This is a genomic window from Paenibacillus sp. 01T47, from assembly GCF_056398245.1.
Genome location: NZ_JBFTPA010000012.1, coordinates 177029 through 197956 on the forward strand (window position 1 = coordinate 177029; position 20928 = coordinate 197956).

Annotated in this window: 10 protein-coding genes; 7 read left to right on the forward strand and 3 right to left on the reverse strand. The window is 44.9% G+C overall.

The genetic code is table 11. The features are described 5' to 3' along the window. Window positions 1-301: 301 nt before the first annotated feature. The 7 genes from AC1DOV_RS22370 (at window position 302) to AC1DOV_RS22400 (ending at window position 17543) form a co-directional block, all read left to right on the forward strand. Window positions 302-8512, forward strand: coding sequence for an immunoglobulin-like domain-containing protein (locus AC1DOV_RS22370; protein WP_477551111.1), 8211 nt, complete (start codon window positions 302-304; stop codon window positions 8510-8512). A 654-nt stretch (window positions 8513-9166) separates the two neighbouring features. Beyond that, window positions 9167-10786, forward strand: a complete 1620-nt coding sequence (locus tag AC1DOV_RS22375; RefSeq protein WP_477551112.1) for a response regulator transcription factor — start codon at window positions 9167-9169, stop codon at window positions 10784-10786. A gap of 23 nt (window positions 10787-10809) precedes the next feature. After that, complete coding sequence (locus AC1DOV_RS22380) at window positions 10810-12588, forward strand: sensor histidine kinase (RefSeq protein ID WP_477551113.1); 1779 nt, start codon at window positions 10810-10812, stop codon at window positions 12586-12588. Next, the gene (locus AC1DOV_RS22385) at window positions 12572-13558 is read left to right on the forward strand and encodes a substrate-binding domain-containing protein (RefSeq protein WP_477551114.1); all 987 of its coding nucleotides are present in this window, start codon (window positions 12572-12574) and stop codon (window positions 13556-13558) included. The genes AC1DOV_RS22380 and AC1DOV_RS22385 overlap by 17 nt, the downstream gene beginning before the upstream one ends. Window positions 13559-13933: 375 nt before the next feature. Next, a complete protein-coding gene (locus AC1DOV_RS22390; protein WP_477551115.1) occupies window positions 13934-15442 on the forward strand; it encodes a sugar ABC transporter ATP-binding protein in 1509 nt (502 codons plus the stop codon). 25 nt (window positions 15443-15467) lie between these two features. Beyond that, window positions 15468-16463 carry an ABC transporter permease gene (locus AC1DOV_RS22395; protein WP_477512820.1) on the forward strand — a complete coding sequence of 332 codons (996 nt, stop codon included), beginning with the start codon at window positions 15468-15470 and terminating at the stop codon, window positions 16461-16463. Window positions 16464-16526: 63 nt separating this feature from the next. Continuing rightward, window positions 16527-17543: a substrate-binding domain-containing protein gene (locus AC1DOV_RS22400; protein WP_477551116.1), complete on the forward strand. Its 1017-nt coding sequence runs from the start codon at window positions 16527-16529 to the stop codon at window positions 17541-17543. Window positions 17544-17913: 370 nt separating this feature from the next. Here AC1DOV_RS22400 and AC1DOV_RS22405 read toward each other — a convergent pair whose 3' ends face one another. From AC1DOV_RS22405 to AC1DOV_RS22415, 3 genes are all read right to left on the reverse strand, one after another. After that, window positions 17914-18414, reverse strand: coding sequence for an SMI1/KNR4 family protein (locus tag AC1DOV_RS22405; protein ID WP_477551117.1), 501 nt, complete (start codon window positions 18412-18414; stop codon window positions 17914-17916). Window positions 18415-18427: 13 nt separating this feature from the next. Next, entirely contained in the window at window positions 18428-19384 is a 957-nt protein-coding gene (locus tag AC1DOV_RS22410; RefSeq protein WP_477551118.1) for an HNH endonuclease signature motif containing protein, read from the reverse strand. A 480-nt stretch (window positions 19385-19864) separates the two neighbouring features. After that, window positions 19865-20755 (reverse strand): AraC family transcriptional regulator, encoded by an 891-nt coding sequence (locus tag AC1DOV_RS22415; protein WP_477551119.1) that lies wholly within the window; start codon window positions 20753-20755, stop codon window positions 19865-19867. Between the last annotated feature and the right edge of the window lie 173 nt (window positions 20756-20928).

Genomic DNA, 20928 nt, shown 5'->3' on the forward strand with positions numbered 1-20928 from the left:
TTGAATCTTGTTATTTTTTTGAGCTCGTGAAAACGCTAACATCGGGTCAATTGTGGACGGGATTGCATTTACAAGACTAGACATATGGAATAGTAGAGGTGATGCGGCAGCCAGCATAAAAGCGGGAAAGTGTTGTCAGGCCACACATGAGGGGTTCATATTGGGTGTAAAGGATCACTTTTTTTTGTGCACTACATAAAATCATAGAAAGTTTTGAATTTAGTATTTAAGTGAAGAAGTTTGAAAGAGTTATGGGATCTCTTCAAAACCTAAAAATAGGATATATGGAGGAAATTTGAGAATGAAAAAAAGACGATTATTAGCATCTTTACTTGTGACAGCGATGCTATTTACTTTGTTTTCTCCGCTTATGGCAGTCAGCGCGGCATGGGGAGATGATGTATCTCTTTTGACCGTAAATGCAGGCGCAGATGGTAATACGGCGACAAACGCCGATGCGCAGGACGGACAGAAAGCGTGGAGTTTAAACACCGGAACCTCAAAGGGCGGGGGGCCTTGGGATAACCTCTTCACGCCAAGCGTAGCGCCTCTAAAAGATGTATCCGCTTACAAGGACGGATACTTCGTTTTCGAGATGTATATTCCAAATGCGAGCTTTAAAAATATGCTAGGCAATAACTGGCTCGTCATCGTAAGCGACAGTAATCCCGCTGCGGATAAGTTCAACGCAGATTCTCGTCTCCAGCTTGATTTGAGCGGAGTCACAAATGCTGCAGTGGGAACATGGGCGACGGTCTATACGAAGTTATCTACGTCAAGTGCCGTAGCCGGGAATTTCAATGACGCCTGGTTAGACAAGGTGACCAGACTAGCCATGCATCTGCAATGGGATACGAGTGTCCCTAGCACTGACGTTTTCATAAAAAACCCGCGTTTCCAGAAAAGTACGTTAGGTGTTCCGGTTTCGCCGTCAACGGCTCCCGCACTTGATGTAGCAACAAAAACAGTAACTGCGAACGCACCGGCTAGCGGGCAAGCTGTTGAATTTGCAATAAGCGAAGATGGGATCGCTCCCGCATCCGGGTGGGTGGATGGAAGTAAAAACGATAATGTTTATTCTCATCAATTTGCCACATTGCCTTCAGCGCAGACTTATTATGTATTCGCGCGGGCGAAAGCAGACAACAGTTACAACTTCATCGGCGCATCTTCAAGAATTACGGTAACGTCTATTGATGAACAAACATTGGTTAATGAGGCGGCGGCGTCTCTGACATGGGATGCGATTAAAGGCAGTAATACTTCGAATAACGATGTAAAATCACAACTTAGCCTTCCGACAGCAATAGGAACAACTAACGTAGCCTGGTCTTCGGACAATGCGGCAATAAGCAGCACCGGAGGCGTAAATCGTTTATTGAATAGAGAAGTAGACAAAACCGTCGTACTCACGGCGACAATAACCAAGGGCAATGCAAGTGCTACACAAACGTTTACCTTGACGGTGAGAGCCGTGCCGGCGGAGGTCAACGCCCGGGCTGCGACGTATTTTCCTAATATAGAAGAGGGAACAAGCAGCGCTATTGCGCCGGACGGAAATAACGCGGTTAAGTTGGGCGCTGGAAAAATAGGCGCCGGCGTTGAACGGCTTTGGGATGCCCGCTTTGTTAGCAGCAGCGGCAATCAGGATTTATCAGCTTATGCGAATCAATATTTTGTCTTTGATATGTATGTTACACATACGGACCTTTTAAAGCTCAGCGGCAATAACTGGATCGCGATGGCAAGTGGCGGTAACAATCTTGACACCAATTCGCGTCTTAACCTTAATGTTAACGAAATCAAAAATGGAAAGGTTAATGAATGGATTACGGTTTATGCGCAATTATCAACGGCCAATTCTCCGAATGGTTTCAATCCCATTCATTTGGACACGGTACAGGCAGGGAGATTGCAAATGCAATGGTCATCCGTGCCCCAAGGCGACATCTATATCAAGAACCCGCGTTTTCAGAATACCGTGGATTCTCCGAAACCTATTCCCACGGCTGTTGAGACAACGGGCAACGTTACGTTATCCTCAGCAGCGCCTGCAAACGGCCAGGCTGTGCAGTTTGCAATCAACACCACTGGTAACGCTCCTGCGGTCGGCGATTGGACGACGGGTACTCTGGGTACAGGCGTTTATACTGCTTCATTTACAAAACCAACAGGCAACATCTATTATACATTCGCACGCACGGCTCAAAATACGCAATATCCTTTCGCAGGAACGCATACAAGAGTTAAAGTGGAGCATCTTGACGACAATCAAGCAATATCGGACGCAGCAAATAAGCTGACATGGGATACGATCAGGAATTCGAATGCTATTCAATCCGAAGTAAGAACAGGGTTGACACTTCATGCAACCGGTGCGAACGATACGGCTATTGCATGGACTGCTGAACCGGCAGGTATTATAGATCCCGCAACTGGCAGTGTAACTCGCGACCCTGACGTAGGAAAAGCCGTAACCCTTACGGCGAAAATAACCAAAGGCAATGCAGCACCTGTTCATAAAATTTTCAATTTGACAGTAGCCAGTACGACTAACGTACTTGCTGAAGTGTTCATTAACTTCAACGATCCTGAATCATTTGATGCCGTCGATACCATTGGAAGCGGTTTCGGCGACGGTGGAGATCCAGCTGGACCGTACAAAGGACTACAAGGCAATGGCATAGGCATCAGTCTTATCGGAGACGGCGGTACCGCAGTGGATGTAGTCACTCAAAGCGGCGTAGACGCTGTGAAGATCGGCAACTTTATGTACGTCATTGTAGACGATCTTAAGCTTAAGCAAGCAAACAAGGTCGAATTAGCGGTCACATACTGGAGACCGAGCGCAGCGGGCGGTATTTCGTTACAGTATAACACCATATATCCCGGCAGTTTCTCTGGATTTGAAGCGTATAGATCAGCGAGCCTTCCGGCGACAGGAAGCGGAAACGCTTGGGTGACTTCAAAGGGTGTGCTTAACGGAGCTAATTTTGCGATAGGAGCACAAAACCAAGGCGCGCACTTCCGGATCGGTGCAGCCGGAGCAATCATACAGAGCATACGAATAACCGAAATTCCTCCAACGGATGAAGAAGCGGTAAAACTTGTTTCGGACGCGCTTACTTGGGACGCGATCAAGGGTACGAATACCAGACAGGACCTGGTTGAAACCAATTTGAATCTTGCTAAGGCGGGTTCAGCGAGTACGAGCATTGTGTGGGCATCTGCCAATAACACGGTGATCAACAGCAACACCGGCGCAGTAGTTCGTCAAGGAGTGAATACATCCGTAACACTTACGGCGACAGTAAGCAAAGGAACGGCAACACCTGTTGTTAAAACTTTTAATATCGTCGTTCGCGGAACAGGGACCGGAACCGACGAGGAAGCGGTAAACGATATGTTGAATAAACTGACATGGAATTTAATCAAAGGCATGAATGCTTCTGAGACAAATGTGACGACGAACTTAGTTCTCCCGTCCATGGGTGAAAATATGACGGATATTACATGGACGACATCCGCTGCTACCCTTATAACCACTGCAGGCGTGATACCGACAAACCGTCCGGACGGCGGAGGCGAGGTAACGCTCACGGCGACGGTAAAAAGAGGTCCGGTAGCCGCTCCTGTAACCCAGTCTAAAACATTTGTGCTTACAGTTCCGGATCGATATGATTACGCAAAACACATGAGAGCGGCAATCGTTCAGGAACACGACGCGAAAGATTGGGCAATATCGGACTTTAACGTACTCGCTTTCGGTGCGAAAACAGCAGAGATGGCCGAAGCGGAGGGCTTAGTTGATTTCGATAATAGAGAGGCTTTCCAGGCCGCGATTGATGCGGCTTATAATGACGGCGGCGGCGTAGTCTATATTCCGGCGGGAACCTTTGCGTTCTACACGGAAACTACCGGCACAATAAGCGTTCAAAGCACGACAGGCAGTACAACCTACGAATATAAACAGGTTTTAAATTTGCGGGCAGGCGTACAGCTCCGCGGCGAATGGGATAATCCGGATGCGGACGATTACGATGGTAAAATCGACGGAACCATTCTCGCAGTCTATGCCGGACATAATTCCGCCAATTATGATACGTATGTTGACTCTGACGAGAGAGAAAATCAGACAGGCGGCAAAAAAGTAGCTAACGTGTCCGATAGATTCATAGACATGGAACAAGGCACAGGTGTAACAAACCTTTCCGTATGGTATCCGAATCAAGATATTAATGCTACAACCACTGTTGAAAAGAGGAACGCAGATGGTCAGAAGACAGGGGAATTTGAGGACATCAAAGGAATTCCGTATCCGTGGACGTTCTATCAGAGAACCGGAAACAGCGTGACGCTTGATAACGTTACTCTTGTAAACGCTTGGGGAGGATTCATTTCCCTGCCGAGCGAAATGCATTATGTTGTGAACAGCAATATGACGGCTCTCTACAAGGGCATCGTGGTTCACACCTGTACAGATATCGGACGTATCGAGAACGTTGACATTGACCCGAAATACTGGGCGAATTCAGGTCTTGACGGCGCACCGTCTCTATCGGACGCGAGAGCGTACACAAGAGCGAATGCTACTGGATTCATGATGCACCGATCAGATTGGGAATATGTCTCGGGATTAAATATTTCCGGGTATAAGACGGGGATGTGGATCGGAAGAGAACCTGGCGGCGACGAAGCACCGAACGCGCAGTTCTACGGATTAAAAATCGAAGACAGTCAAACGGGTATATACATTGACAACGTTAACGGTTTCGGTCTGCTGCTCTCGAACTCGGAATTCGGAGGCGACACAGCAGTATATTTCAACGAACGTTTCGACACTTCTGTTCAATTCAACGGAGTTGCATTTAAAGGTCCGATTGTAAGCAACGCCAGAGGCGGAGTGATATCCTTTGAGGATAGTACGTTTGACGAATATGACAATTATGCGCTGAACTTCCTGGGTCGAGGCAACGCATTAGTCAGTCAGAGCAATTTCAAACAGGCAGACAAACATGCACATTTGGGAGTAAACTTCGGAACATTCAAATCAGTAAATTCAGGTTATAACCTTAACATCGAGAGCGCTAACCTTGCCGCTCACATCGATAACCTTGAACTTGATGTTAAGGCTGACGGCAATAACACCGCTGTACAAATCGTTAATGATGTTGATTATCTGTTTGAACCTATTCCGAAAGACGTAAAAACAGATATTGACGTACACCCGAGACCAACATCAAGCGCAGTGCTTAGACTTGACTTCCCGCGCTCGTTAACAGGCAACGCACCGACCGTGGATATATCTGCAAAGCTGCAGGAAGCTCTTGATTATATTAAAGCTAATCACGGTGGCGGCACGATCTATTTACCTGGTGGAAGATATAGACTGAATAATCCCGTCATCGTTCCCGAGGGTGTTGAACTCAGAGGAACATGGGACGTACAGCATCATACTCAAGGCGGCGGCACGGCGATCTTTACAGCGTACACCGGCGGGAATGAGGGAGAAAATGGAAATTCTCTTATTCAGCTTAAGGCAAACGCAGGGCTCAGAGGACTTAACATTACGCAAACAAATATAACCAGCGTCAATCTCGACAACCCTAACCTAACGCTAAAAACTCCGTTTTTGGTACAGGGACAAGGCGCAGGCGTATATGCAATCAATTTAACGATCCCAATTGGGGATAAAGGGATAGATCTGGCTTCCTATAAAACAGATGGTCACTATGTTGATTATTTAGGAGGCACGCTCCTCAGAGCAGGCATTTGGGTCGGAGGAGGCGCGGAAGGCGGATTTATTAGAAATATGCAATTCAATCCGCATTACGCTTTGAGACTTCCGGGAGGCCAAGGATATTCGGCACCTACCGGCGATTTGTACGGTTTCGTACAAAGATACATGAGTGCGCTCAAATTCGCGGATGTGGAAGACCAGACGATTTTCAACAATTTCGTTTTCGGCTCGGTATACGGCATACACTTCCTGAAAAGAGACCTGGGGAACGGCGAATTCGCATACCCCGGAAAAATGACGATGATTGGCCACGGTTCGGACGGAACCACGTACGCTCTCTATGTGGAAGACGCGGACGAACACACCAAAATAATCGCGATCAACTCGGAATTGGTTAATACGAACATCACGACGGAGCCGAATAGAGCGTATGTCAGAATGGGAGATGCAGCTAATACCGCGAAAATCCACCAAGACGCTGAACTTGTCCTGTACAACAGCGCGTTCTGGGGTAGCCCGACCGTAGCGGGAGCAATCGTAAATAACGGTATCGTTCGCTTACAGCAAGCAAACTTCACTCAGCTGCCCGGCAACAATCCGGGTATTGATGTCCACGGCGGTAAGGCGCATGTATACACTTCTTACTTCCAGCCGTCCAAGAACGGCCAGAATAATAATGTGTATGCCATGCTGCGCGAGAGCGGCACATCGGTAGAACTTAGCAACAATTATTACGCATCCGGTTTGAGAAACAGCACTCCAGCGGACAATCCGTACGGCATTTACGGCTCGGATTTATTGGCGGAACCGTTTGTATTCAACCTAACCAAAAACGGAGATAAACAACAATTCATCGTTAAGTATAATGTCGGAGGAAGAGCCTCTGCACCCGGAACATTAACAATTGTATCCCCGGCTGCTTATGCTAAAGATTTCACTCCCATTACATTTAACGCGCTTGCGGCAGGCGAATCCGTAACCGTAGATTTACCGTATTATGCCGCAGGTCTGATTACATTCAAGCTTCAACTCGATGACGGAAAAGCATACACCTATACGGCAAAATTTGACGCAGCATACGCTGAAAAGGTAAGTTCTGCAGGTGCAGAAAATCCGGCAAAGAGTGCTGCAACGCCGGCATTTGTAATGGACACCAAAGATTATGTCACTTCAGGGACGTGGGATGGTCCGCAAGACCTCAGCGTTGGATCGCATTTCGCATGGGACGACAGCAATTTATACGCATACATTGTCGTTACAGACGACGTGCACTTCAATAGCCAAACTGGAGGAAATATATGGAGAGAGGATAATTTGCAGTTAGGCATTGATTTACGCAATCCCGCAACCAACAATACTACGCGGAATGAATTGGGGTTCGCGCTCACCAATGACAACAAAGATGTAATATGGGCATGGACTCGTCCCACAGGCGCCAATGCACCGACTGCTCCGATAACTGATATCGCAGCAAAGATTACGAGAGATGAAGATACGAAAACGACGATTTACGATTTAAAGATTCCGTTTAATACCGTTCATAATAATCCTGCATCGGAGCTTACGAACGGAAGAATCGGAATATCAATCATGCTCAATGAATCTGACAGCTCGCGTGAATCAGACAGCACCAGATCCACCTTTGAAGTTGAAAGTGGACAATTAAAAAATTCAAATTCATTTACAGACGTATATCTGTTAGGCGCAGGCAAATACAATGAAATGCTTGAAGCATCGGCAAGGGCTGCCGTTTCAAAGGCTCTCGCGTCTGGATTAGCTGCCGATAACGCTATAGCTCGCAACTTTGTTACGATTATGGCAGACGGCGAAGTTAAAACGGATCTTCTTAACAAAATCAAACCTATCGTTCAGGATAGTGAAATCAGCCCAGCAGCTGCTGAATTTGATTTGAACCCTAGCAAGCAGCAAGCGGCTACAATAAAGCTGGAGCTTAAAGGGAATACACTGACAGCCATTAAGAACGGCAGTGCATTGCTGCAGGCTGGCACAGATTATGTTGTGAATAGCGATCAGATCATGATTACGACGGCTTACTTGGCAAAATTACAAAAAGGCACTGCGAAGCTAACGTTTGAGTTTAGCGCAGGACAGCCGCAGGTGTTGACGATTACAGTAGTTGATACAACGCCTGACACCAACAACGGCGGTAACAACGGCGGTAACAATGGAGGTAACAACGGTGGCAACACCGGCGGAAATCAAGAGAACCAGGTTGAATTGAAGGATATTGCCGGACACTGGGCAGAAGCTGCGATTCGTAAGGCAGTGACTAAAGGTTTTGTGGTTGGCTACAAGGATCAAACCTTCAAGCCAAATGCGGCGGTAACCCGTGCGGAATTTGCAGTGATGTTATCCCGTGCATTGACTGTACCAAGTGATGGAAAGCAGCATGCCTTTAATGATGAAGCTGACATTGCTCCATGGGCAAAAGAAGCGCTTGAGCAGGCTGTATCAGCGGGGATTTTAAGCGGCTATGCGGATGGAACGCTGCGTCCTAATAGCGGTTTGACACGCGCTGAGCTTGCAGTTATGATTGCTCGTTCTTTGAAGCTGGAAGACCAAAAGGACAAAGCAGCAAACTTTACTGACCAAGCTAAACTGCCAGAGTGGGCAAAGGGCGCGATTGGCGCAGTAGCTGCAAAAGGGATTATGCAGGGCAAGGAAGGCGGCAAGTTTGACTTCAATGGCGTGGCAACTAGAGCGGAAGTAATTACAATTCTGCTCCGTATTTTGGAGCTGGAGGAGTATTAAAAAGATCAGTCAGCAGAATTATTGCCAGCGGATCGTAGAGTCTTAAACAGTGAGGATGTCAGCGGCGATTAGCCAAGGCTGACATCCTTTTTATTTGCCTTTGTATAGTTAGGCATTGAAGCGCCATTACAATGGCTGAGCGTACTTGACCAGAACACTAATCACCTATGAGCACGGCATCAAAATCGCTCAGCATTCCATCATTGAATGGACTTCTATGAATGTTAAATCAAATAGAGGGTTTGGTTTGTAGTTGGTGAAGTTATAAATCGGATGTTAGGATGAATGAAGAAACAATTTAATTATGATTAAATGGAACAAAAGAAATGAAGTTTAAGCGCAGCGACTAAAAGGTATGAATGGCGCGTAACCTTGGATTTGTTATACGTCTATAAGAAGAGAAAATTCGACTAACTCCGTATATATTTACATTTACATAGCCAAATTCCTCTTATACGATTAAAGGAATTCGTATAAAGTCAATTCCTCTATTTTAAATTCAATCTACAGCTAAGAGAATACTTCATAGACCACATGTCCTGCTTCAACAATTTCGACCCAAGCAATATGATTGCGCTTTCAAATATTCCTGTTAACATCTTAGATCGTTGTTGTAAACATGCAAAGTACCTTAGATAACAAGGCGGGGATCTTATGTACAAGTTGTTAATTGTCGACGATGAGGCGCTGGTTCGAGAAGCGATAGAAGATCAAATGGATTGGGAAAGGCTAGGTTTTGAATGCATAGGCAGCTGCGAGGACGGCAAGGAAGCGCTTGATTTCATTAACCGTCATACGCCGGATGTCGTGTTGACCGATATTGGAATGCCGTTCATGAACGGCATTGAGCTGACGCGCGAGCTTTCGACCAGTTTTCCGAAAGTGAAGGTCATTATTTTTACAGGCTACGATGATTTCGATTTTGCCCAGCAGGCTTTGAAATTGCAAGCGGTCGACTATATTTTAAAACCGGTTACGGCAGCGGAACTTGAGCAGGTCATTTGTAAGCTTCGTTCTGAGCTTGACAGCGAAAGAAATCAAATGCAAGATTTCGAGCAGCTGAAGCGTCAATTGAGGGAGAGCCAGCCTTTGTTGAAAGAGCGTTTTTTGGAACGATTTGCGACTTCGCCGATGACAGAAAAACAAAAGAATGAGAACTTCAGTTATTTTGATATAGAGTGGGACGGCTCCTTCGTGATCGAGCTTGCCATAGAAGTAGACGAGTTCGTATGGAGCCAGCCTGAGACGTTGTCCGACGAGGAACTTATTCGTTTTGCTGTTTATAACATTGCCCAGGAAATTATAGCTGACCGTTCCGGGACACTTATTTTTAGAGATCGGGAAAACCGTGTGCATGTCATTATTTCTAGTCATCAGAGGGATGAACTGCATGATCTATCGACGCAGGTGGCTGAAGAAATTCACAGTACGATAACCGATTATTTGCCTGTTAAGCTTTCTATAGGCATCGGACATGTATGCAGCTTAACGGACAAAGTGCAGCGTTTAAATCAATCTGCTTTGTCAGCGCTTGATTATCGTTTTGTCATTGGTACCAATCAAATTATATGCATATGGGATATGGAGCAGCGTAAGCGTCCGGAGTTGTTGTCGCTCATTGATTGGGAAAGTGAACTGGTCACGAAACTGAAAACCGGATCACCGGAAGAGATGGATGAATGGATTGGGCAAATCTTCATCATGTTCCGCGAACATGCTTTTCCATTCGATATTTGCCACATGTATCTGCAACGGATTGTATTGACGATTATGCACACGCTCTATGTCATGGGCATTGACAGTGCACAAGTGTTCGGAGCAAACCAAGCACCAATGAATGAAATGACGAAGTTTGCGTCGATGGGTGAAGTTGAAGTGTGGCTGAAGGAGCAATGTGCGAAAGTAGTCGGATCAATCAAAAGCATGCGGGAGCATCAATGCGTGTTCCAAGTCGCGAAGGCGATAGAGTACATCAAGCTGCATTATATGGACCCGAAGCTATCATTAAAGTCGGTGTGTTATCACGTATCGATGAGCTCAAGTTACTTCAGCACCATATTCAAGCAAACCAACGGTAAAACGTTCGTGGAATTCGTAACCTATCTGCGTATGGAGAAAGCGAAGGAGTTATTAATCGTGTCAGCTTTAAAGAGCTATGAGATCGCATATGCAGTTGGATACAGCGATCCTCATTATTTTAGCGGCGCATTTAAGAAGCATACTGGAGAAACCCCAACGGATTATCGCCATAAAAAAATAAAAGGGTTAGTGTGATACGAGTGAGAATGTTTTCGCGATTGCCTAGTATTCAGACAAATATGGTGCTTGCCTCGGTCGCGCTCATCATTATGACGAGCATTATGATGAGCGTTACTTCCTTTTACTTAACTAAGGATTCCGTCAATTCCACAGCGCAGACGTACACTACTGAGCTGGTGAAACAGGTAAACAACAATATTAAATCCTACATTAACGGCATGAAGTATATGTCTGATCTTGTGGCTGGCAATTATGCGGTTCAAGCTTATTTATCCTCAGCTTCTTTTAATAGCTTAAAGGAAGAGAAGGATTATAAGGAAGCGATCTCCGAAATGCTAGGTGCGATGCTGGTATCCCGAACGGATATTAGCTCAGCAAATATTTTCGGTTATGGCGGACAGTTCGTGTCCGGCCGCAAAGAGCTCGAGCTAAATCCAAACGTCGATATTACAAGTATGAACTGGTATAGGAACGCTAAAAGCATGGGCGGGCAAAGCGTTATTTCCTCTTCTCACGTGCAGCCTATTTTTAAAGACATGTATCCTTGGGTCGTATCATTGAGCAGGGAACTGGTCAGCAAGAACGGGAACAAGAAGCTGGGCGTTTTTTTGGTCGATTTGAATTTCAGCGTTATGAATGACATGTTCAAGGATATTCGACTAGGCCAAAGAGGATATTTATTCATCATCGATTCAGATGGGAAAATCGTCTATCATCCCCAGCAGCAATTGATTTATAGTAATTTGAAAACAGAGATGATCGATAAAGTGCTGGAGGTCAGAAACGGAACGTTCATAAGCAACCAAGGCAGCGAAAGCCGAATGTATACGGTTCAGGATTCTGAGTTTGGCTGGAAAATTGTCGGTGTCTCCTATGTAAGCGAATTAGCTGAAAATCAAAATAATGTGCTGCTGTCTATTATTGTTTTGGGAATCATCTGTATTATTATCGGAATTATTATTTCATTATTCTTGTCTCATAGAGTCAGCCAACCAATCAAACGATTGCAGGGCTATATGAAGGAAGTGGAAAAGGGGAATTTCGATATCCATGTCCCCGGTCACAAAACGGTAGAAATCCAGAGGCTTGCAAGAGCTTTTAATATGATGGTCGGGAAAATTAAAGAGCTGATGCAGCAGACGGTACTCGATCAGGAACTAAAACGCAAGAGTGAGATCAGTGCCCTTCAAGCCCAAATCAATCCTCATTTCCTTTATAACACCCTTGATTCCATTGTATGGATGGCCGAGAGCAATAAGTCTAGGGAAGTTGTGTTGATGACTTCGGCGCTTGCCAAGCTTTTCCGCTCATCGATCAGCAAGGGCGAGGAGCTGGTTTCGATTAAAACTGAAATTGAGCATATTACGAATTATCTAATGATCCAGAAAATGCGGTATAAAAATAAGCTGGATTATCATATCGAAATATCCGAATCCATTCAGGAATATCGGGTCATCAAAATCATTATGCAGCCGCTTATTGAAAATGCGATCTATCATGGCATTAAGATGAAGCAGGGACCTGGTTTCATCCGGGTTGCTTGCGAAGAAACGGACACGGACATTATTCTGATTGTTGAAGATAACGGGAATGGGATGGATGAGGAGAAATTAAAGTCGCTTCATCTTCCAGCTTCCATTACGGAGGGCGAAAGAGGAGTCGGCGTGCAAAATGTTCAGGAACGGCTTAAGCTTTATTACGGGGCGCAATACGGATTAACCTACCAGAGCGTGCTAGGAGAGGGAACAATCGTATATATTCGTATTCCTAAATTACGCCAAGTTTTGGAGGACGAGAGACATGGCAGGAAGTCATAAGTGGGTAACAACCGCCGTTGCACTCCTTCTCATCGCAGTGGCTGTTTTTGTATATGGGCATAATGGATTATCTGCGAAAAAGAAGATAGAGGTTACGGTCATCCTGAAAACAATCGATACGTCGGTAGAATTCTGGCAGGTATTAATCGACGGCGTGCATGAAGCTGCCCAAGAGTTCAATGTAAACGTTCAGGTATGGGGGACAAAGTCGGAAACGGACGTTGATGAACAAATTGCCCTTGTGGAGAAGGCGATATTAAATAAGCCAGATGCAATCGTATTGGCGGCGACCGATTACGAGAGACTCGTACCCGTCGCAGAGAAAATAAAGAAAAGCGGAATTAAGCTTATTATCGTCGATTCGGGAATCAAGTCAGATGCAGCCGACAGCATCGTAACGACGGACAACGTCAGCGCTGGCAGAGAAGCGGGCGAAGCGATGAAAAGCTTGATCAAAGATAAGGCTAAAATAGCGATTATCAGCTATGTCAAAAGCGCTGCTTCTCATATCGACAGGGAAAAGGGCGTTCATGAAGTATTAGAGAATTATCCTGGAATCGAAATGCTAGGTACGTACAATGGCGAGGGTTCCGAGCAAAATTCCTATTTGCTGGCTATGGAAATGCTGCAGCAGCATAAGGATGTGTTCGGAATTATTGGTCTCAACGAGCCGACTACGGTTGGAGCGGGAAGAGCCATTCAGGAACTGGGATTAAAGGGGAAAGTGCAGCTGATTGGATTCGATAGTTCTTTCAACGAGATTAAGCTTTTGGATGAAGGCGTCATGAATGCTACGGTGCTACAAAGGCCTTTTCAAATGGGCTATCTCAGCATCAAAACAGCCATGGAGGTTGTTAAGGGCAAGAAGGCTGCGAAGCTTATCGATACGGGCTCACTGCTTATAACGAAACAAAATATGTATGAAGAGGAGAATCAGAAGCTGTTGTTTCCGTTTGTTGGAAATGAATAGATGAACGAGATTGAGAATAATGGGAGAGTGGCAGAGTAGGCGAAAGCCTGCTCTGTCTTTTTGTTGTTAACGACTAAATAGGTTGAACTAGTAGTTTAAGCGAAGCGAGAAGATCGTTCTGGAGAAACGAAGTGTTCGCCTTTGCGGCCGGATTCTAACCTTTAAATGTCTAATCAAATCCAAGAATCTGGCTGCAACCGCGATCGTAAGAATGATCTGCTCGCATAGCGTCCAAAACAAATTGTTTAGTTTCCTCTAATGAATTGAATCCCAAAAATTATTCGACTCTTACAAGAAGAAATCACATGTAAGTGACGGAATGAACCGTGTAAAGTTATCGGTAACAACATGAATATGGAGAGGGGAGATGAAGCGATGAGTGAAAGCCTTGTACAGATGGAAGGAATCGTGAAAAGCTTTGCCGGGGTTCATGCCTTAAAGGATTGTAAGTTCGACCTGCGGCCTGGCGAGGTACACGCACTTGTTGGGGAGAACGGCGCCGGGAAATCGACCATGATGAAGGTGTTGACAGGCGTGTATCAGATGGACGAGGGACGCATTCTCTATCAGGGCGAAGAAGTACGTATTCCGGATACAAGAGCCGCTCAAAAAAAGGGAATCAGCATGATTCATCAGGAGATGAATCTCGCAGCCGATCTAACCGTCGCGCAAAACATTTTTATCGGCAAAGAGCCGCGGAAAGCGATAAAACTGTTTCTGGACGAGAAAGAGATGAATCGACAAACCTCCATTTTGCTCAGACAAATGAATCTCGATATCGATCCTACCACGCTTGTATCGAAGCTGACGGTCGCCAAGCAGCAAATGGTTGAAATTATAAAAGCCATTTCCTACGACTCTCAAGTGCTAATCATGGACGAACCGACAGCGGCGCTTAGTGATGCGGAAATTGAGGAATTGTTTAAGATTATCGTCCAGCTGCGAGCTAAAGGGGTAGGCATTGTATACATCTCTCACCGTATGGCGGAGCTGAAACGAATTACCGATCGCATCACGGTTATGCGAGACGGAAGCTACATTGATACGGTTGCGACCGCTGATACAAGCATCGAAAAAATTATTTCGATGATGGTGGGCCGAGAGCTCTATCAATCGGATAAGACGAACCGGTTAAAGGACGAATCGAGCGAAAGCATGCTTGAGGTACGTAATCTAAACCGTAGAAATGTTCTTCATAACGTGAGCTTCACGCTGCGGAAGGGAGAAATACTTGGCGTAGCCGGATTAGTCGGTGCAGGAAGAACGGAGGTTGCTCGGGCAATCTTCGGTGCTGATCCCCTCGATTCCGGTGAGATCCACGTGCATGGCCGCAAGGTACGGATTAACGGACCCCATCAGGCCGTGAAGCATGGCATTGGGTATTTGAGCGAGGATAGAAAGCACTTTGGTTGCCTGCTGGAAATGGATGTTTCAACGAATGCCACTTTGGCAACGACAGGCCGTTTCACAAGCGCGGGTTTTTGGATGAACGAAAAACGCATGAACGAGGTTTCGACTCAAATTGTTGAGGAGCTTAAGGTAAAAACGCCAAGCATAAAACAGAAGCTGAAATTTCTATCCGGGGGGAACCAGCAGAAGGTCATTATTGGGAAGTGGTTAACGAGGGATTGCGACATCCTGATCTTCGATGAACCGACTCGGGGGATCGATATCGGAGCCAAAAGCGAGATTTATAAGCTTCTTGAGAACTTGGCGGCTGCAGGCAAATCGATCATTATGATCAGCTCGGAACTGCCGGAAATTTTAAGGCTTAGTCATCGTATCATCGTGATGTGCGAAGGAAGAATTACCGGGGAGCTTATGAATGATCATCTCGCGACCCAAGAGCAGATCATGACTTATGCAACAGATCGAATCGGATAAGGTCGGGAGGGAAAGGAAGAGAAGCATGAATAAAACAACAGTGGTTGAGCAGAAATCGCATTTTGCGATTAAGTCAGGGCTGCAGCAGCTCTTAGTATTTGGAAGTTTGATTTTGCTCGTCATCTTTTTTTCTATCGCATCGGATAATTTCTTTCATTTCTCCAATATCATTGGCATTTTGCTCTCCACCGCGGTTATCGGCGTACTGGCGTTAGGCTCGACGTTCGTCATTATTACGGGCGGCATTGATCTTTCGGTTGGCACAGTCATGACGCTGTCCGCAGTCATGACTGGCGTCTTCATTACGATCTGGGGGCTGCCCATTCCGATCGGTATTATCGGCGGTTTGCTAACCGGGGCGTTATGCGGATTTTTATCGGGCTTTACGATTGCTAGACTGGGAATTCCGCCATTTATCGCCACGCTCGCGATGATGATGATTGCCAAAGGGTTAGCATTGGTTATCTCTGGAGCCAAGCCGATCTATTTTACCGACAATGAAGTTTTTATGGAAATATCATTAGGATCGGTATTAGGTGACCTTATTCCAGGCTTTGATATTCCGAACGCTGTCCTTATTTTTTTCATCGTAGCCATCCTCGGGAGCATCTTATTGTCCCGAACGATTGTTGGCCGTTACAACTTCGCAATCGGCAGCAATGAAGAGGCGACGCGTCTATCCGGCATTAATGTGCGAAATTGGAAAATCGTGATTTATACGATAACAGGCGTGTTTACGGGAATTGCCGGCATTCTGATGGCATCAAGGTTGAACACGGCACATCCTTCACTCGGTGCGGGTTACGAGCTGGAAGCGATAGCAGCGGTAATTATCGGCGGCACCTCACTAAGCGGCGGCAAGGGAACGATCTTGGGAACCGTAATCGGTGCTCTTATTATGAGCGTGTTGACGAACGGTTTACGCATCATGTCGGTTCCTCAGGAGTGGCAGACGGTCGTGGTTGGTTTTGTTATATTACTCGCGGTATATGCGGATATTTTGCGTCGTCGCAAGGCTTAACAGCGATATAGTCTCCTTGTGAGATTATATATAAATGCAAATATAATTCATGATGAAGGGGATATGAACATGAGAAAAGTATGGATGATGGCGGCTTTGGTACTTGTAGTATTCATTAGCGCTTGCAGCTCGAACGGAGGCAGCAATTCACCTACGAATGCACCAGAGTCAACTAAAAAACCGAGCTCTGAAGCGCCTGCTAACACGGAAAAAATGTATGTACCGGTTATTTCCAAGGGATTCCAGCATCAATTCTGGCAAGCGGTTAAGATCGGCGCAGAGAAGGCTGCAGCCGAGCTGAATGTGGATATTACTTTCGAAGGCCCAGAATCTGAATCTCAAGTAGACAAACAGCTTGAAATGCTGCAAGTGGCATTGGATAAAAAACCTAGCGCAATCGGTTTCGCCGCGCTGGACAGCCAAGCTTCAATCCCGCTGCTCAAGAAAGCTAAAGAAGCCGGCATTCCTGTTATCGCATTCGACTCCGGCGTGGACAGTGACATTCCGCTTAGTACAGTAGCAACGGATAATGCGGTTGCCGCTGGTGTTGCAGCAGATAAAATGGCGGAATTAATCGGTGGCGAGGGCGAGATTGCGATTATTGCCCATGACCAAACGAGCCGTACGGGCATCGATCGTCGTGATGGCTTCAAGAAACGTATCGAGGAAAAATACCCGAATATTAAAATCGTAGATATTCAGTATGGCGGGGGAGATCATCTCAAATCGACCGATGCGGCAAAAGCGATTATGCAAGCGTACCCAAAACTCAAGGGCTTCTTCGGTACCAATGAAGGCTCCGCTATTGGTGTTATTAATGCAGTAATGGAAGCCAAGACGGTCGGTAAAGTAACGGTTATCGGTTATGATTCCGGTAAAGCACAAATTGATGCGATCAAGAATGGCACGATGGCTGGCGCTATCTCCCAAAATCCGGTTGGTATCGGCTATGAAACGGTTAAAGCCGCAGTTGCGGCTGCCAAAGGCGAAACGGTTGAACCCGCTATCGACAGCGGTTTCGTATGGTACGATAAATCCAACATCGATAACGAAGAAGTTAAAGCCGTTCTTTACGAATAAATAGACAAGAGAATCATACTAAGGCCATATTGGGGCTGTACATAAAGGAACTTCTCTTTTAGCTACAGTCCCGATCGACTTGTCCCATTCATTATATGGAAATTAAGGAGGAAGCTCTATGCGAAAAAGGCTTGTTAGCTCTACTCCCTTTTTATTCTTTCTAAGTTACCGTAGCCGCTCCTGATTTATGTAAAATGTAGCACTTCCTCTATCGTCATAGAAAATATGCGGCGAGAGAGTAGAAGAATTAAAATGAAGTCTATAAGAGATTGTATAAACATTTGTTAAATCAGTAAATACGGAAGACTCCTGCTTAAAAAGCAAGAGTCTTCTTAACGTTGAGTCCATTATAAATTTTTTATATACTCTACTAATTCTGCCACAACCAAAACCTTTCTCCCTGACAGAGTATAATCCTTTCAAACCACGTTCTAAAATTGATTTTAAAAGAAAAGGTTTGTTGGTCAATAAGCTCTCCGAAATCTCGCCAAAATAAATAATTATCACCATCAGTTCGTGAAGAATCGATTAATAAAAGATCACCTTGGTGACTTGCTATGGGTATCCAGTTGTCAAGCATGTAATCATAATGGTTCTGTAATATTTCATCAATACTGAATAATTCAAATCCACCATAGGTTCTTACAACATCGAACAATCGCGCACCATTTGTATATAATAAAAAATGTATATAATCTATCGGTAATGACCAATTTTTTAATTCACACATGCTTTCAATTTCATGCAACGAAGCTGGTGGATTAAAAGTACAAATTGTTTGATATGTTTCTCCACCCGAAGTTTGAATTGTTAATACATTATCATTAAATCTAGACATTAAAGCTTTGATTATAGTCTCATATTCACTCACAAATAACTCCTCCTTAATAGGCAGCAAACCACGGATTGACCGTTCCAGTATGAAAAGTTTTTACTAGTGGGATTAAATTCGAATATACATTAGTACCACCTAAATTTCTTGGTCTAATATGATGAATTTGATAATCATCCCAATTCCAATTTGGAACTCCATATTGTGTTTCATACCATTTGATATATGCATCCCTGCCACTCCAGGAAATTGAAGGAACTCTAGCCCAACTCGTTGTAGCTGGCTCTATCATCACTATACCAGAATGTTGATCAGTATATGGTGGATATACTACCCCATTTTTATTGTAAAGCTGAGCTACATCGGCACCACCATTATGAACACTTACTAAAACCGTTCCGGAATAGATTTGTGCTGTAAAATCGCCTTTCCAATATTTTGTACTAGCTACTGTAGTAGGTTCAGATGCGTCTAGTACTTTTTTTATAGTTTCGCTTGATGTCGCTTCGGTAGAGTATGTACCATTTCTGGAGGTAGAAGATTTAAGACGATTAGATATTGAAATAGAAGTTGGGGCTTTACCAATATAACTTGAATATACTACTTTATGTGTGATTGTTTTATTTACCACACTAGAAGTGAGATATACATTAAATATTACTGCATTTGCCGGAGCTGCAGCAGCATTAAATGAATTTATGTTCCTATTTTTGTTTAAACTTTTCTCTTTTTCAATTAAATACTCTTCTAAAGTTAGAGATTTACCAGTCTTGTCATCATAAACAATAATATAAGTTTTATAAGAAGACGGTGATACACCAGCAGTAATTTCTTTTTTAGCTACTTCGTTTCTATATCCCGTCGTTAAATACTTCCTAACCTCTTTCAAAAATACATCATCTGGATTTTGCTCTATAGATTCAATAAGTTTTTTTTCTAGATTAAAATCCTCATATTTTATCTTCTCTGCTGATGATCTTTGATTAAAATCTATATGATGTAGCCACATCCTCGGGTCTGATTGGCATGGAGATGCAAGGAGCTATGACTATATTCGCTGTAACTCTTAAGCGGATATTGAAATTAATTGATTTAAATACAGGATAAGTAACATTATTTAGTACACAAAAAAGACATCCTTCTCCCAAAATATGAGAATGGATGTCTTTTTTTATGTTCTGCTAGGGACTGCCGAAAAAATGTGTGGGTTGTTCAGTGGCCTCAATAGATAGCGTATTTTTTTCGAAATCACAAGAGAACATATGATGAAAATACCCACAGCAAAGCTGGCTTTTCGTGGGCAGCGCAATGATTGGGCTTATGCTTGCTTGGTCACGAATCCTTCGAGCTCCATCTGCCCGAATCATCTTGGGTGGTTTTAGGGCCTGAGCTTCAGCTTTGTGTCGTGCAGAAAGCCGGGAATCGGAGAAGGCAAGCTGAACGCTCTTCTCGTATTGCTGTAGCGGAACGTCCTCCGGATTCGCTGCATCTAGCGCTTCTTGGCGAATTTACTGCGGAAGCCTGAGGGAGAGAGACCTTCTTTCTTGGAGAAACAGGTGGAATAATGCGAGATATGATGGAAGCCAACTTCATCTGCAATCTGGGCAATAGATTTGGAGGTTTGCAGCAGCAGCCGTTTGGATTGTTCAAGCCGGTAATATTGAAGATAGGTTACTGGGGTCATTCCGTACATTTTCAGCATCACTTTAGCCAGATAATTGGGGTGATAGTTCAACTTCTTTTGCAGCACCGAGTTCGTAATATCGCTGGCATAGTTCTGGCGGATGAACAGTTCGATCCGCTCGGCGAGCTGAATCGCGGTGGCGTTCGCGGGGGAAGCGAGATCGCGATCCAAATGTTGCAAAAATAACTGGAAGGAAACTTGTCGCTTCCAGTTCCGAAGCGACTGCGGTTCATTCTCCTGCTGAAAGAAGGTGTCAAGCGCCTCCAACGCTTTCGTCGACAGCTTCATGTGCTTGGGAAGGAAGATGGAACAGACATCGGCGTGATTGACATACGCTAACTTTTTGTGTTCCTCGATCAATTCCAGCTGGTTGCTCTGGCATTCGTTCATGTCGCGGCACATCTGCCAGCTGCCGAAGGTTTGAAAGTGAATCCAGATGATTTCCGTATCGGCTTTGCAGGGCGCATTGCCGTAATGATGAGCATTCGGGAGAAGGATGAGTCCTTCTCCCTCATTGACTTCCCAGCTATGGTCATTCTCGGCAATGGGGAGAACCCCTTTGCGGACGACAATCAGATCGAATACATTGATACAATTTCGGTCGATATGGGTATCTCCTACCTCGTAATAGGCATAACCGCAATCCACGAAATAGGGAATCGGTGGTGAGATAAAATGAAGAATCGTAGAGTCCACACTGTTTCCTCCTAAGATTGGAATCGTGAATATCAAGGTAGAAAATATTGTTATTTTTATAATACTTCATAGTTGTCTTTTAAATAAAGAGTTTCCTGTTGATCGTCTGGCATAAGCTCGATTTCCCGATATCGGGAAATCGGTGGCGTAAGAACGAAGGTTGAAAATATTAA